The organism is Streptomyces sp. WAC 04229, assembly GCF_003947455.1.
Lineage (GTDB): Bacteria > Actinomycetota > Actinomycetes > Streptomycetales > Streptomycetaceae > Streptomyces.
The window spans coordinates 1-14,598 of sequence record NZ_QHJH01000183.1 but is presented as its reverse complement, the minus strand read 5'-3'; the positions used below and the strand labels follow the sequence as shown (position 1 = coordinate 14,598).

General features: G+C 70.9%; 11 protein-coding genes and 1 pseudogene. 4 read left to right on the top strand and 8 right to left on the bottom strand.

The window, feature by feature from the left end:
- Positions 1-347: Rv3235 family protein (locus tag DMH12_RS31190; RefSeq protein WP_260474406.1), on the top strand; the 347-nt coding region annotated here is incomplete at its 5' end.
- A 145-nt stretch (positions 348-492) separates the two neighbouring features.
- On the opposite strand, the gene secA is transcribed toward DMH12_RS31190, so the two are convergent.
- A complete protein-coding gene (secA, locus tag DMH12_RS31185; RefSeq protein WP_125494764.1) occupies positions 493-3,339 on the bottom strand; it encodes a preprotein translocase subunit SecA in 2,847 nt (948 codons plus the stop codon).
- A 279-nt stretch (positions 3,340-3,618) separates the two neighbouring features.
- On the opposite strand from secA, the gene DMH12_RS31180 reads away from it, so the two are divergent.
- Positions 3,619-4,191 (top strand): GNAT family N-acetyltransferase, encoded by a 573-nt coding sequence (locus tag DMH12_RS31180; RefSeq protein WP_125494763.1) that lies wholly within the window; start codon positions 3,619-3,621, stop codon positions 4,189-4,191.
- Between the two features lie 173 nt (positions 4,192-4,364).
- Positions 4,365-5,540: a winged helix-turn-helix domain-containing protein gene (locus DMH12_RS31175; protein WP_125494762.1), complete on the top strand. Its 1,176-nt coding sequence runs from the start codon at positions 4,365-4,367 to the stop codon at positions 5,538-5,540.
- A gap of 6 nt (positions 5,541-5,546) precedes the next feature.
- Here DMH12_RS31175 and DMH12_RS31170 read toward each other — a convergent pair whose 3' ends face one another.
- The 7 genes from DMH12_RS31170 to mtnA all read right to left on the bottom strand — a co-directional run bounded on the left by DMH12_RS31170 (position 5,547) and on the right by mtnA (position 14,251).
- The gene (locus DMH12_RS31170; RefSeq protein ID WP_125494761.1) at positions 5,547-6,311 is read right to left on the bottom strand and encodes a response regulator transcription factor; all 765 of its coding nucleotides are present in this window, start codon (positions 6,309-6,311) and stop codon (positions 5,547-5,549) included.
- 225 nt (positions 6,312-6,536) lie between these two features.
- Positions 6,537-7,229: a ribosome hibernation-promoting factor, HPF/YfiA family gene (gene hpf, locus DMH12_RS31165; RefSeq protein ID WP_125494760.1), complete on the bottom strand. Its 693-nt coding sequence runs from the start codon at positions 7,227-7,229 to the stop codon at positions 6,537-6,539.
- A gap of 287 nt (positions 7,230-7,516) precedes the next feature.
- Positions 7,517-8,404 carry a ComF family protein gene (locus DMH12_RS31155; RefSeq protein ID WP_185832653.1) on the bottom strand — a complete coding sequence of 296 codons (888 nt, stop codon included), beginning with the start codon at positions 8,402-8,404 and terminating at the stop codon, positions 7,517-7,519.
- Positions 8,405-8,503: 99 nt separating this feature from the next.
- Positions 8,504-10,351, bottom strand: coding sequence for an LpqB family beta-propeller domain-containing protein (locus DMH12_RS31150; protein ID WP_125494757.1), 1,848 nt, complete (start codon positions 10,349-10,351; stop codon positions 8,504-8,506).
- The gene (gene mtrB / locus DMH12_RS31145) at positions 10,341-12,413 is read right to left on the bottom strand and encodes an MtrAB system histidine kinase MtrB (protein WP_125494756.1); all 2,073 of its coding nucleotides are present in this window, start codon (positions 12,411-12,413) and stop codon (positions 10,341-10,343) included. The genes DMH12_RS31150 and mtrB overlap by 11 nt, the downstream gene beginning before the upstream one ends.
- Position 12,414: 1 nt before the next feature.
- Entirely contained in the window at positions 12,415-13,104 is a 690-nt protein-coding gene (mtrA, locus tag DMH12_RS31140; RefSeq protein ID WP_193776289.1) for a two-component system response regulator MtrA, read from the bottom strand.
- 4 nt (positions 13,105-13,108) lie between these two features.
- Positions 13,109-14,251, bottom strand: coding sequence for an S-methyl-5-thioribose-1-phosphate isomerase (mtnA, locus tag DMH12_RS31135; RefSeq protein ID WP_125494755.1), 1,143 nt, complete (start codon positions 14,249-14,251; stop codon positions 13,109-13,111).
- A 140-nt stretch (positions 14,252-14,391) separates the two neighbouring features.
- Here mtnA and DMH12_RS31130 point away from each other — a divergent pair.
- A pseudogene (locus DMH12_RS31130) lies at positions 14,392-14,598 on the top strand (hypothetical protein); the annotation flags it as partial.

Below are 14,598 nucleotides of genomic sequence, written 5' to 3'. Positions count from 1 at the left end.
TCCCCCAGGTCCGCCCCACGGACCGCTTCGCCGAGCTTCTGCTCCATGTGCTCAGCGGCCGGCGCCCCGTCCACTCGATGCTCCGCCACACCGTCGGCCGCGCCTACGACGACCTGGCCCACCTCGCCGAGCGCGGCCCCCTGCGTACGCGCGGCGCCCTCCCCGTCGTCCGGGATATCGGCTACTTCGAGCCCCGGCCGGGCGCCCTGGAGGTCTTCGCCCGCATCGGCGCGGGGGACCAGCTGCGCGCGATGGCCTTCCGGCTGGAACGGGGCCAGGACCTGCGCTGGCGCTGCACCGCGGTGGAGCTGGGCGGCCCCCGCAGGCCGCACGCCGACGACGACTGACAACTGGCGACTGACAACTGGCGACCGGCGGCTCCGCAGGCGACCGTCCACCGCGCACCGCCCAGCCCGCGCACCTACGCCGAAGGGCCGGCCACCACGGGTGACCGGCCCTTCCACCGCTGCGGCGCCCTGCGGCACCGCACCGTCACTTCTTGCGGCGTCGCCCGCCCTTGGCCTGCTTGCGGCGCTCCGCGCGCGTGAGCCCGTCCGAGGCGGCCTGCGCGGGCTCGCCGTCGGTGGAGAAGTCGCCCTCGACGACACCACCCTCACCGTCCACGGTCGGCGCGGAGAAGTGCAGGTCGCGGCGCTGCGGGGCGTCGAGGCCCTTGGCCCGGATCTCCGGGCGCGCGCCCGCCTGGGCCGGGACGGCGTCCTGCGCGCCCTTGTCCAGGGACGGCGCCGCGTCCTCGACCGGAACCTCCTCGACCTGCTGCTCGACCTGGACCTCCAGGTTGAACAGGTAGCCGACGGACTCCTCCTTGATGCCGTCCATCATGGCCTGGAACATGTCGAAGCCCTCGCGCTGGTACTCGACCAGCGGGTCCTTCTGCGCCATCGCGCGCAGGCCGATGCCCTCCTGGAGGTAGTCCATCTCGTAGAGGTGCTCGCGCCACTTGCGGTCCAGGACCGACAGCACGACCCGGCGCTCCAGCTCGCGCATGATCTCGGAGCCGAGCTGCGTCTCACGCGCCTCGTACTGCTCCTGGATGTCGTCCTTGATGGACTCCTCGATGTAGTCCGCCGTCAGACCGGCCCGGTCACCGGCCGCCTCCTCCAGCTCCTCCACGGTGACCTTCACCGGGTAGAGCTGCTTGAAGGCGCCCCACAGCCGGTCCAGGTCCCAGTCCTCCGGGAAGCCCTCGGCGGTCTCTGCCTGGACGTAGGCGTCGATCGTGTCGTTCATGAAGTGCTGGATCTGCTCCTGCAGGTCCTCACCCTCCAGGACGCGGCGCCGCTCGCCGTAGATGACCTCGCGCTGCCGGTTGAGGACCTCGTCGTACTTCAGGACGTTCTTGCGCGTCTCGAAGTTCTGCGTCTCGACCTGCGACTGGGCGGACGCGATCGCGCGCGTGACCATCTTGTTCTCGATCGGCACGTCGTCCGGCACGTTCGCCATGGACATCACGCGCTCGACCATCTGGGCCTTGAACAGGCGCATCAGGTCGTCGCCCAGGGAGAGGTAGAAGCGGGACTCGCCGGGGTCGCCCTGGCGGCCGGAACGACCGCGCAGCTGGTTGTCGATACGGCGCGACTCGTGCCGCTCGGTACCGAGCACGTAGAGCCCGCCCAGGTCCTTGACCTCTTCGAACTCCGCCTTGACGGCCTGCTCGGCCCGCTCCAGGGCGGCGGGCAGGGCCGCGGCCCACTCCTCGATGTGCTCCTCGGGGTCGAGGCCGCGCTGGCGCAGTTCGGCCTCGGCGAGGTCCTCGGGGTTGCCGCCGAGCTTGATGTCCGTACCACGGCCGGCCATGTTCGTGGCCACCGTCACGGAGCCCTTGCGGCCCGCCTGGGCGACGATCGTCGCCTCCCGGTCGTGCTGCTTGGCGTTGAGCACCTCGTGCTGGACGCCGCGCTTGCTGAGCTGCTGCGAGAGGTACTCGGACTTCTCGACGGAGGTGGTGCCGACGAGGATCGGCTGCCCCTTGCGGTGCTTCTCCTCGATGTCGTCGACAACCGCCTCGAACTTGGCGACCTCGGTGCGGTAGATCAGGTCCGACTGGTCCTTGCGGATCATCGGCCGGTTGGTCGGGATCGGCACCACGCCGAGCTTGTAGATCTGGTGGAACTCGGCAGCCTCGGTCATCGCCGTACCGGTCATGCCGGACAGACCGGGCTGTTCCTTCTCGTCGTGGTCGTGGCGCTTGTAGAGGCGGAAGAAGTTCTGGAGGGTGATCGTGGCGAGCGTCTGGTTCTCGTCCTTGATGTCCACCCCTTCCTTCGCCTCGATCGCCTGGTGCATGCCCTCGTTGTAGCGGCGGCCGGCGAGGATACGGCCGGTGTGCTCGTCGACGATCATGACTTCGCCGTCGAGGACGACGTAGTCCTTGTCCTTCTTGAAGAGTTCCTTGGCCTTGATGGCGTTGTTCAGGTAGCCGACCAGCGGGGTGTTCACCGACTCGTAGAGATTGTCGATGCCCAGCCAGTCCTCGACCTTGGAGACGCCCGACTCGTGGATGGCGACGGTGCGCTTCTTCTCGTCGACCTCGTAGTCACCGGTTTCCTCGATGCCCTTGAGGGTGTTGCCGGCCTCGCCCTTCTTCAGGCGGGTGACCAGCTTGGCGAAGTCGCCGTACCACTTGGTGGCCTGGTCGGCCGGACCGGAGATGATCAGCGGCGTACGGGCCTCGTCGACCAGGATGGAGTCGACCTCGTCGACGATGGCGAAGTTGTGGCCGCGCTGGACGAGTTCGTCCTTGGACCACGCCATGTTGTCGCGCAGGTAGTCGAAGCCGAACTCGTTGTTCGTGCCGTAGGTGATGTCGCAGCGGTACATCTCGCGGCGCTGGGCCGGCGTCTGGTTGGCGAGGATGCAGCCGACCGACAGACCGAGGAACTTGTGGACGCGGCCCATCATCTCGGAGTCGCGCTCGGCCAGGTAGTCGTTGACCGTGACGATGTGCACGCCCTCGCCGGAGAGGGCGTTGAGGTAGGCGGGCAGGGTGCCGACGAGGGTCTTGCCCTCACCGGTCTTCATCTCGGCCACGTAGCCCATGTGCAGGGCGGCGCCGCCCATGATCTGCACGTCGTAGTGGCGCTGGCCCAGGACGCGCTTGGCGGCCTCGCGGACGGTGGCGAAGGCCTCGGGCAGCAGGTCGTCCAGGGCCTCACCGTCGGCGTAGCGCTGCTTGTACTCGTCGGTGAGGGCCCGCAGCTCGGCGTCGGAGAGGTCAGCGAAGTCCTCTTCGATGGAGTTGACCTGGTCCGCGATGCGGTGCAGCTTGCGCAGGATCTTGCCTTCGCCTGCACGCATGATCTTTGAGAGGACGGACACGGGGGTTGGTCTCCTTGCCGGTCGGGCCTGGGACGGTCGGTTTCCTGTCACGGACTGAGCAACGGCCATCGTATGCGAGGACCCCGCTACCCCGGGAGGCCCGCCGTAACGGGACCGTCCACTCCTTGCATCCAGCCTCGTCGGCTGCCGTCACCGGGTTCAACGTCCGGGCCCCGCCGATGGTGCCGCACCCTCCGGTGAATTGAACGAAAAGTGACCACATGTTCACGCAGGGCAAAAAGATGGCGATCGCCGCCGGAGGTTGCGCAGAATCGGCGGATGGAACCCGTCACCCTCACCACGGAACGCCTCGTCCTGCGCACGGTCGGCCCCCAGGACAACGATGCCGTGTACGCCGCCTGCCAGGATCCCGACGTCCAGCGCTGGACGACGATCCCCTCGCCCTACCTCCCCGAGCACGCGCGGGGCTTCACGGAGCAGATGGTCCCGGACGGCTGGGCCAACGCCTCGATGTTCACCTTCGGCGTCTTCCTCCCCGCCGGTGACCTGGCCGGGATGGTCGGCATCACGATGATCTCCCTGGGTGTCGGCGAGCTCGGGTTCTGGAGTACCAAGGAGTTCCGCGGCCGGGGCTACATCACGGAGGCATCCCTCGCCGTCGCGCGCTGGGCCTTCACTGAGCGGGCGATCGACCGCCTGGAGTGGCGCGCCGAGGTCGGCAACACGGCCTCCCGCGCGGTGGCCGAGCGGGCGGGCTTCACCATGGAGGGCACGTTGCGCTCCGCGGCCAACAACAAGGGCGTGCGCCGGGACTGCTGGATCGCCTCCCTCCTCCCCTCGGACCTGGCCCTCCCGTCGACAGCGCCCTACTTGCCGGCACAGACCGCGTAAAAGCGCAGAGCTGCAGAGCTGCAGAGCTGCGGGCAATCGTGCCGCTGGCGCGGCACGGGTGGGCGCACCGGCACCCTGCAACGCCGGGCTGCGCACCCACCTCCGGCTCCCCCAGCACCGGGCGCCTTGTATGCGACCGGCACTGTCAGACCCACCCTCTATCGTGCGGACGTATGACGACCCTCCCGCCCCCCGCCACGGAACTGTCCGCAGACGAGGCCCGCCGCCTCGCCCTCCGCGCACAGGGCTTCCTCGGCGCCCCCGACCGCCGCGCGGGCGTCCGCGGCGTCCTCCGGCACCTGGGCGCGGTGCAGCTCGACACCATCTCGGTCCTCGCCCGCTCCCACGAACTCATCCCGTACGCCCGTCTGGGCGCGGTCGGCCGCAAGACGGTCGAGGACGCCTACTGGACGGACACCCACGCCTTCGAGTACTGGTCGCACGCCGCCTGTGTCCTCCCCATCGAGGAATGGCCCCACTTCGCCTTCCGCCGCCGCGCCTACCGCAACCGCCCGCACTGGAACCACTCCCTCCCGGACGGCACCTACGACCAGGTCGTCAAGCAGCTCCGCACCGAGGGCCCGCTCACCGCGACGGACCTGGGCGGCGCGAAGCGGACCAGCGAGTGGTGGGACTGGTCGGGCACGAAGGTCGCCGTCGAGCGCGCACTGATGTACGGCGAGGTGGTGTGCGTGGAGCGCCGCGGCTGGAAGCGTGTGTACGACCTCGCGGAGCGCGCCGTCCCGTCCGCGCTGCTCCATGACGACCTGGACGACTCCGAGTGCCTGCGCCGCCTGGTCCGCCTGGCCGGCGAGTCCCTGGGCGTGGGCACGCGCGCGGACATCGCGGACTACCACCGCCTCAAGGCCGAGCAGGTCGACGCCGTGATCGCCGACTCGGGTCTGGTGCCGGTCGCGGTGGCGGGCTGGTCCAAGCCCGCCTGGGCGGACCCGGCCGCCCTGGAGACGGTTCCGCGCGGCCGTCACCGCACCACGCTGCTCTCGCCCTTCGACTCCCTGATCTGGGAACGGGCGCGCACCGAGCGGATCTTCGGGTTCACCCACCGCCTGGAGGCCTACGTGCCCAAGCCCAAGCGGGTGCACGGCTACTTCGCGATGCCGGTGCTGGCCGGCGGACGGCTCGTCGGCCGCGTGGACCCGGCGCGGGAGGGACGCACCCTGGTCGCCAAGCAGGTCCGACTGGACGGCCTCAAGGCCGCTCCGGCCGTGGCCCAGGCCCTGGTCGAGGCGGCGAGCTGGGTCGACTGCACGGACGTACGCGTGGAGCGGGTCGACGCCCCGCACCTGCGCGAGGCCCTGACGGCGGAGCTGGCCCGCCTGCTCGCCTGACCGAAGTCAGCGGATCTCGAGAATCTTCTCCCGCATCGCGTACACCACGGCCTCCATCCTGGAGTGCAGCTGCAGTTTCTCCAGGATGTTGCGGACGTGGTTCTTCACGGTGTTCTCGGAGATGAAGAGTTCCTTGGCGATGTCCCGGTTGTTCATTCCGGTGGCGACGAGCTTGAGGACCTCCAGCTCGCGATCGGTGAGCCGCGGCGCCGGCACCAGTCGGCGTTCGTCGGTCCGCTGGATCATCGACTTGAACTCGGTGAGCAGTTTCGACGCCATGGACGGACTGATCTGCGACTGCCCGTCGGCCACCGCGCGAATGGCGGTGGCCACCTCGTCCGTGGAGATCTCCTTGAGGAGATAGCCGGTCGCGCCCGCCTTGATCGCGTCGTAGAGGTCGGCCTCCTCATCGCTTATCGTCAGCATGATGATCTTGGCGCTGGGGGCCACTTCCTTGATGGAGGTGCAGGCCTCGATCCCGCCCCGCTTGGGCATCCGCACATCCATCAGGATGATGTCCGGCAGCAGGTCGGCGGCCTTCCCCACGGCCTCGGCGCCGTCACCGGCCTCGCCGACGACCTGGATGTCCTCCTCGGCCGCGAGCACGATCTCCAGACCCCGGCGGAAGAGGGCGTGGTCGTCCACGACCAGGACCCTGATGGGTTCCTCGCGTGTGGAGCCCGCGTCCGCGTCCGGCCCCAGGCCGGCGGCCCCGTCGTCGATCCCGTGGTCGACGCCCGCACCCCGCATCGGTCCGAAACTGTCCGCCATCGTTCCTCCCCCTGAAGGCTTTGGCCCGTGGTCCTGCGCCATCGCCAACCCAGAGCAACGGCCCACCGGTTGGGCCGTTGCCGCCATGATTCCATGCCCGACGGACAACGGGGCGACCGCGCGGGTCCCGAAGGGGTCGCACACCCTCGCGCACCGTCGCACACCGGTGCCCCTGGGGGCGCACACGCGCTCCAGGGGCACCGGTCCGCTGTCACCCGGCGGTGGTCAACCGCCGAGCGCGTCGCCCGCGTCGGGGGCGTGCGCCTGGGTGACCATCGTGTCCGTGGTGAGGTGGATCACACCGTAGTCGTAGGCGTGCCGCCGGTAGACGACACTGGGTTCCTTCGTCTCGGAGTCGACGAACAGATAGAAGTCGTGCCCGACCAGTTCCATCTCGTAGAGCGCCTGGTCGAGGGACATCGGCGCGGCCACGTGGGTCTTCTCGCGGACGACGAGCGGACCGTCGCCCTGGACCTCCAGCGAGCCGATCTTCTTGGTGGGGACGCCGTCATGCTTCTCCGTCGGGATGACGTCGCCGTTCCCGTTGAGCGTCGCAGCGCCGGGTACGTGGTCGGCGACCTCGGCCGCCGGGATCCGGCGCGCGCCGCGGCGCGAGAAGCGCTTGTCGTGCTGCTTGCGCAGTCGTGCGCCAAGCTTCTCCGCCGCCAGGTCGAGCGCCGCGTACGGGTCGCTCGCCGCTGCCTCCGCCCGGATCACCGGACCGCGGGAGCGGAGCGTGATCTCCACTCGGTCACATCGGTCGGCCTGTCGGGGGTTCGGCTCCTTGGACACCTCGACGTCGAGGCTGATCACCTTGCCATCGAGCTTCTGGATCTTCTCCAGCTTCAGCTTCTCGGCCACGTGCTTCCGGAACCGCTCGGGCACCTCGGTCTTGCGGCCCTTGACGACGATGTCCACGCAGAACTCCGTTCCCGGATCGCTCCGCTTCCATGGCGGAGCATCTCCCTTTTGCACCAGGTTCCGGTGTACTCCGGAACCTCGGACTCGGTGACGTCCACCTCCTCCCCCGCGGGTGAGATCTCCACTCCCCCAGTGCGGGTGATGACGCTAAAACCCGCAGCACGGCATTCGGATTTGAGAGGTGTGGCCTGCGGCTTTGCCTCACAACCGAACATATCTCGCCCGGGCGGATGTCGTCACCCTCTACCGCGACGTACCTCCGTTCCGGTGAATAGGACCTCTCATTACCTGCAACGACGTAAGTTCTCAGTCAGTTCCGGTTTATTCTCGAAAGAATCAGGTGAAGCCGCGACCACTGCCGCGCAGATCGCTTCACTGATCGCGCCATCTCCTCCGTTGGGACCCGCCATTTGAGGCCCGGTCTTCCGTTCCTCTCTGCCTTCCCCCGCCGCCGACGGATACACAGCCGATCTCGCCTTCCCGTACGTGTCCGGCCCCGTCCGCGACTCAGCCGCGCGCACGGCACGTGCCGCCTCGGTCAGGGACGCCCCCGTCGTCATCAGGTCGTCGACCAGGACGACGGGGCCGCCACCGCACAGGAGCCGGCCGCCACCGGGAGCCACCGCCAGGGCGCCGGCGAGGTTGTCCAGCCGCCGGCGGGCGTCGAGGTCCGCCTGGTCGGCCACGGCATGCCGCTGCCGCAGCAGGGCGGCCACCCGGACCGGCACCCCGGTCCGCCGCAACTCCCCCGCCGCCGCGAGAGCGATCCTCCGCGCCGGGTCGTGACCGCGTCTGCGCACCGCCCGGCGCGCCGACGGCACGGGCACCAGGAGCACCGGGCCCGGCAGGCCGCCCGCTCCCCCGACGCCGCTCCACGCCTCACGGAGCCCCGCCCGCACCGCTCCCGCCAGCGCCTCGCCGAGCGGCGGCGTGAGGGCCAGGACGCCCCGCTCCTTGTGGGCCAGCAGCGCCGCCCGCACCTCGTCCGCGTAGGGCGCGGCCGCGTGCACGGACGGCAGCCCGGGCGGCTCCGGCACCGGCCGCACCCGGCGCGGCGCGGACCCGCTCAGGGCGGTACTGCACCGTGGGCACAGCACCGCCCGGGTCCGGCCGCAGCCGCCGCACTCGGCCGGCAGCACCAGGTCCGTGAGGTCGCGCCACCAGTCCCGCAATCGCCACATGGCCACCACTGTGCCAAGCCCGGCGAAACCCGGCCGGGCCTGTGGAAAACGCCTCCGGGCCCCCTGTGGAAAACCGGTGGGGACGACGCCTCAGCCCGGATAGACGGGGGCCGTCCCCTCCGTGACCTTCTGCCACTGGAGCCCCGACGGCAGCCGCACGATCAGATCCTCGGAGTAGGCCACGAGCGGCAGCCGCTCGTCCTCGGTCGCGGCGATCTCCTTGACGCCGGTCAGGGCGGCGGGCACCGAAGCCTCCGGCGTCGAGCCGTCGACCTGGACGTATCCGATCTGCTGGACGCCGCCGCGCTCGCGCCCGACCACCACGAGCCTGCTGTCACCGGCCCACGACATGGCCGTGACCTCCTCCAGCCCGGGAGTGGCGGAGCGCAGTTCGAGGACGGTGACCGCAGGCCGTTCGCCCGCCCTCTCGTCGCGTTCGATCCGCCCGATGAGCAGCGACCGCTTGCCGTCCTTCTCCACGATGAGCGCGATCCGCACCCCGTCGGCCGCCGCCCGCACGGCCTGCACCCGCCCGTCGAGCCCCGGCGTGCGCACCTCCACCGGCTCACCGGCGCCCTTCTCCAGCAGCAGCAGCCGCGGGTCGGCCGGGTCGCGGTCGGCGATCCACAGGTCGCCCTGCGCGTCCCAGCTGGGCGGGGTCAGCCGGTCGGCCTCCGCCTTGCCCTTGCTGAGCAGCACGGGGTCGCCGAGCGAACCGCCCGACACCAGGGAGCCGACGAACAGCGACTTGTTGTCGAGGCCGATGCCGGCGGCGCTGTGCTCGTCCCGCGACACCGCCACCGCCCGCAGCGCCTTCTCACCCTCGCCGAGCGGGCCGGGCACGGGTTCCGCCCTTGTCCCGTTGCTGCCCGCGGCGATCCGGACCAGGCGGTCCTCGTCGTCGACGAAATAGAGGTAGTCGGGCCGCTGTGCCGAGCCCCGCGCGGCGACCGTCTCCGCTCGGTCCTCGCTGAGCGAACACAGCTGCTCACCACCCGCGCGCAGCTCGACCTCCTCGACGGCCGGAGTGAGGTTCTGCAGCGTGAACAGGAGCTGGGCGGCCATCTCGTCGCACTGGTCCTGATCGGCACCGGCGGCCTTCCCGTTCAACGGGACGGTGAGCTTGCTGCGGTCGTCGGGCGCCAGCGAACCGGCGTTCTTGGCCAGCGCCGTCCCGGTCGGGAAGCTCGACCTGACCACGGGCCCGAGCAGGCTCGACGGCCCGCTGATCAGAGAGTTCACCACCTGGGTCATGGGGTCCACGCGCCGGCGGACGTACACGGGGTCGGCCACGGCGGCGGGCTGCGGGCTCGCGCCCTCGTCGGACGCCGAGCGCACCGCGGTGTTCGAGGCGAAGTAGTACCGGTTGACCGACATGTAGTTGCGCTGGAAGTCCGACTTGCCCATGACGACGCCCTGCGGCAGCTGGTCGATGCGCCACTGCTTGGTCTTGCCGTCCCGGGTCAGGTGCACCGACTGCCGGTACGTGCCGTCGGCCGGCGAGTACGACTGCTGGGCGTCCACCGTGGCGACCTTGGCGCCCGTCAGGGTCACCGAGTAGTCGTTGGCGTCCTCGCGGCTGCCGGAGTGGTCCGACTCGGTGCCCGGTCCGCCCGCGAGTACGGTCGCCGACTCGTCCGGCCGCCAGTTCTCCGCGGCATCGCCGGTCAGGTACTTGCGTGCCGTCTCGTAGTGCGGATCGTCGCTGGTCAGGGCCTCCAGAAAGCCCTGCACGATGTCGGAGGGCGGCGCGTCCTCCCGCGGCGGCATCGCGAACACCCGCACCTGCGGGTCCTGCCGCGGTGTGGACTCCACCCCGCGCAGGTCCCCGCTGTCCGGCATGGACGCGCATCCCGCCAGCAGCACGACGCCGCCGACGGCGTACCCCACCACACGTGCCGGCCTGCGCCGACCGCCTCCCGCGCGGTCAGCGCCCACGAGATGCCTCCCCTTGCCTGCTCGGATCCTCCGACCGGGTGTCCTGACGGCCGTCCGCCTCCGTGGGACCGCCGTCCTGTCTCCGGGCTCCCGGCGGCGCGGGCCTCGGCACCACGCGCGCCCCGTTGCCCGGCAGGGCCGTCGGGTCGGCCGTGGGGGCCGCCATGGCCGACCTCGACGGTATGGGGCCCCGCGCGGGCACCTGGGAGGCCTGTCCGGCGGACGCCTGCGCCGGGACACCGGCCGCCTTCTCCGCACCGTGCGGAGTGGCGGTGTCGTCGAGACCGGCGTCGTGGAGTCCGCGGTTGCGCCGCGAGTCCGCCGGCTCCAGCGGTATCGGCGAACCCCGCAACGGCTCGTCCGCCGTCCTGGGCAGCGTCAGCCGGAACTGCGAGCCGCCGCCCGGTTCGCCCCAGGCCTGGAGCCAGCCGCCGTGCAGCCGCGCGTCCTCCAGGGCGATCGACAGCCCCAGCCCCGTACCGCCGGTGGTACGCGCGCGTGCCGGGTCGGCCCGCCAGAAGCGGCTGAACACCCGCGTGGCCTCGCCCGGCTTGAGCCCGACGCCGTAGTCGCGCACTCCGACGGCGACCGCGCCGCCGGCCGCGGCCAGCTTGACGACGACGTCCCGCCCCTCGCCGTGCTCGACGGCGTTGACGACGAGGTTGCGCAGCACCCGCTCGACACGCCGCGCGTCCGCCTCCGCGACGACGGGCTGCTGGTCGCCGACCACGCGGATCGGCGTGCCCTTGCGCTCGGCGAGCGGCTCCGCACCGCTGACGACCCGTCGGACGACCTCCCTGAGGTCTATCGGCTCGGCCTCCAGGGCGGCGGCGCCCGCGTCGAAGCGGCTGATCTCCAGCAGGTCCGCGAGCAGCGTCTCGAACCGGTCCAGCTGGTCGGCGAGCAGTTCCGCCGACCGCGCGGTGACCGGGTCGAAGTCCACGCGCGCGTCGTGGATGACGTCGGCGGCCATCCGTACGGTCGTCAGCGGCGTACGCAGCTCGTGCGACACGTCGGACACGAACCGCCGCTGCATCCGCGACAGGTCCTCCAGCTGACTGATCTTGAGCTGGAGGTTCTGCGCCATCTTGTTGAAGGCCTCGCCGAGCCGCGCGATGTCGTCCTCGCCGGTGACCTTCATGCGTTCCTGGAGCCGCCCCGCGGACAGCCGCTCGGCGATGCTGGCGGCCATCCGTACGGGTGTGACGACCTGGCGCACGACGAGCCAGGCGATGGCCCCGAGCAGTACGACGACGAAGAGCCCGGCCGTCGCGAGCGTGCCTCTGACCAGGCTGAGGGACTTCTCCTCCTGGGTGAGCGGGAAGAGGTAGTACAGCTGGTACGGCTCGCCGTTGGGGTCGTTGACCTGCTTGCCGATGACCAGTCCGGGCTGGGACTCCTGGTCGGAGTTGTAGACGATCCGGGTGTAGCTCTGGGCCGCCGCGGTGTCACCGTCGATCCGCTCCCGCAGGTCCTCCGGGACGCTGACCGCCCAGTCGACCGATCCGGAGGCACGCGGGCCGCGGCCGCTGCCGCTCTCGCCGCCCATGGGGAGCGTGACCACGTCGAAGGCGCCCTGTCCGCCGCTGGACAGCGACTTCACCAGTTCACTCATCCACTGGATGACGTTCTGCGGGGGCCTGCCGTCCGCGGGGTTGCTGTCGTCGCCGTCGGCGCCCGCCGCCTCCTCGGCCTTCTGCTTGGCCGCCGTGAAACCGCCGGTGGCCTGGCTCTGGGACGCCTTCACCTTGGCGTCCAGCAGTCCGTTGCGGACCTGTCCGATCACCACGAAGCCGAGCAGGAGCACCACACCCAGCGACATCAGCAGCGTGGTGACGACGACCTTGAGCTGGATGTTGCGCCGCCACAGCCGCATGACGGGCAGCAGCGGACGCCGCACCCAGCGCATGAACAGCCGGATCACCGGGCTGCCCTGCACCCCGCCGTGCAGCAGCCCGCCCTCCAGCAGGCGGCCGAAGCGCGAACCGGCGGGCGGGGGGCCGACAGGCCGTCCGGCGCGGGCCTCGGACCCGGGCGCCGAAGCGGCACTGTCCCTGGTCATGTCAGCTCGGCCCGGCCTTGTAGCCGACGCCGCGCACGGTCACCACGATCTCCGGCTTCTCCGGGTCCTTCTCGACCTTGGAGCGCAGCCGCTGCACATGCACGTTGACCAGCCGGGTGTCGGCGGCGTGCCGGTAGCCCCAGACCTGCTCCAGGAGCACCTCGCGCGTGAACACCTGCCACGGCTTGCGGGCCAGCGCCACCAGCAGGTCGAACTCCAGCGGCGTGAGCGCGATCGACTGCCCCTCGCGCTTCACGGAGTGACCGGCCACGTCGATGACCAGGTCGCCTATGGCGAGCTGCTCCGGTGCCGGTTCCTCCGACCTCCTGAGCCGCGCCCGGATACGGGCCACCAGCTCCTTGGGCTTGAACGGCTTCACGATGTAGTCGTCGGCGCCCGACTCGAGACCGACCACGACGTCGACGGTGTCACTCTTCGCCGTCAGCATCACGATCGGCACACCCGACTCCGCCCTGATCAGGCGGCACACCTCGATGCCGTCCCGACCGGGCAGCATCAGGTCGAGCAGCACCAGATCGGGCTTGGTCTCCCGGAAGGCGGCCAGCGCCTTGTCGCCGTCGGCTACGAAAGATGGCTCAAAACCCTCACCACGCAGCACAATGCCGAGCATCTCGGCCAGTGCGGTGTCGTCGTCGACGACAAGGACTCGTCCCTTCATAAACGACATCATCCCATTAGCTAATCGTTACCTGGCGTGACCTGGCACACAGCTCCGCGAGGGCCTCGCCGGTCACGGGCGAAACCACGCCTTCCTCGGTGACGATCGCCGTCACCAGCTCGGGCGGAGTCACGTCGAACGCCGGGTTGTACGCCTGAGTCCCCAGGGGTGCCACCGGAATCCCGCCTCCCGCTCCCGTCACCGGCACCTGAGGTGCTGTGACCTCGGTCACTTCATATCCGGGACGCTGTTCCACCTCGATGGCGGTCCCGTCCGGCGTGTGCGGATCCACCGTCGTGACCGGCGCCACCACGATGAACGGTACGTGGTGGTAGCGCGCGAGCACCGCGAGCGGATAGCTCCCCACCTTGTTCGCCACCGATCCGTCGGCCGCGATGCGGTCCGCGCCGACCAGCACGGCGTCCACCTCGCCCGCCGCGAACAGCGAGCCCGCCGCACTGTCGGTGAGCAGGGTGTACGTCATGTCGTTGCGGGCCGCCTCGTATGCCGTCAGGCGAGCACCTTGCAACAAGGGACGCGTTTCGTCCACCCACAGGCGTCGCAGCCGCCCCTCCCGGTGCGCCGCGAGCGCCACCGCGAAAGCCGTGCCCTCCCCGCCCGACACCAGCGAGCCGGAGTTGCAGTGCGTGAGAACGCGGTGTCCGCCGGCGGGCAGCAACTCGTCCAGCAGGGCCAGTCCGTGCGCGGCCATCCGGGCGCTGGCCCGGGCGTCCTCCTGGTGCAGGGCCCGCGCCGCCGTCAGCGCCGCCGCTGCCGCCTCCCGTGTGTCGCCGGTCCTGGCGAGCGCCTCCCGGTGGGCGTCCTGCGCCCGGCGCACCCCGACGGCGAGGTTCACCGCGGTGGGCCGGGCCCCGGCCAGCGCGGCCGCGGCCTCCTCCACCTCGAAGCCCCGAACGGCGGCGAGCGCGACCCCGTAGGCGCCCGCGACACCCAGCAGTGGCGCCCCGCGCACGGCGAGCGAACGGATCGCCTCGACGAGTCCGGCCGGGTCCGTGCAGACCAGCTCGACCTCCTCGGTCGGCAGCCTGGTCTGGTCCAGCAGGACCAGCACCGGACCTTCGGGCGGCTCCTCCCAGCGGAGCACAGGGATCTCGGTCGGCCGCTTGTCCTCGCCGTTTCGCGCGTCCTGATCAGCCATGCGGTCAGTCTGCCCCCTATCCGGCGGACAATTGAAGGTGTGCAGCCCATACCGCGCCCGGTCCGCACCCGGGCACCCCATGGCACGATGGCTGCCAACCTGCCGCCGCGCCCGCGGACGGGCACCGTGAAGGAGCGACGATGAACGACACTCCGGGCTGTGCCTCGCCCGGATCCGCCCCGTCCGACGGGCGGGAGCCCGGCGCGTCCGGCCCCGCCGAGCCCGCCAGCCGTCCCGGCGGCCCCGATCAGCCCGCTCAGCCCGCGGACCAGCCGGGCGCGGAACCGACGAGCCCCGGCACGAAGTGGTCCAAGGAGCAGCCGCCCCCCGGCCAGTGGTCCGCCCCC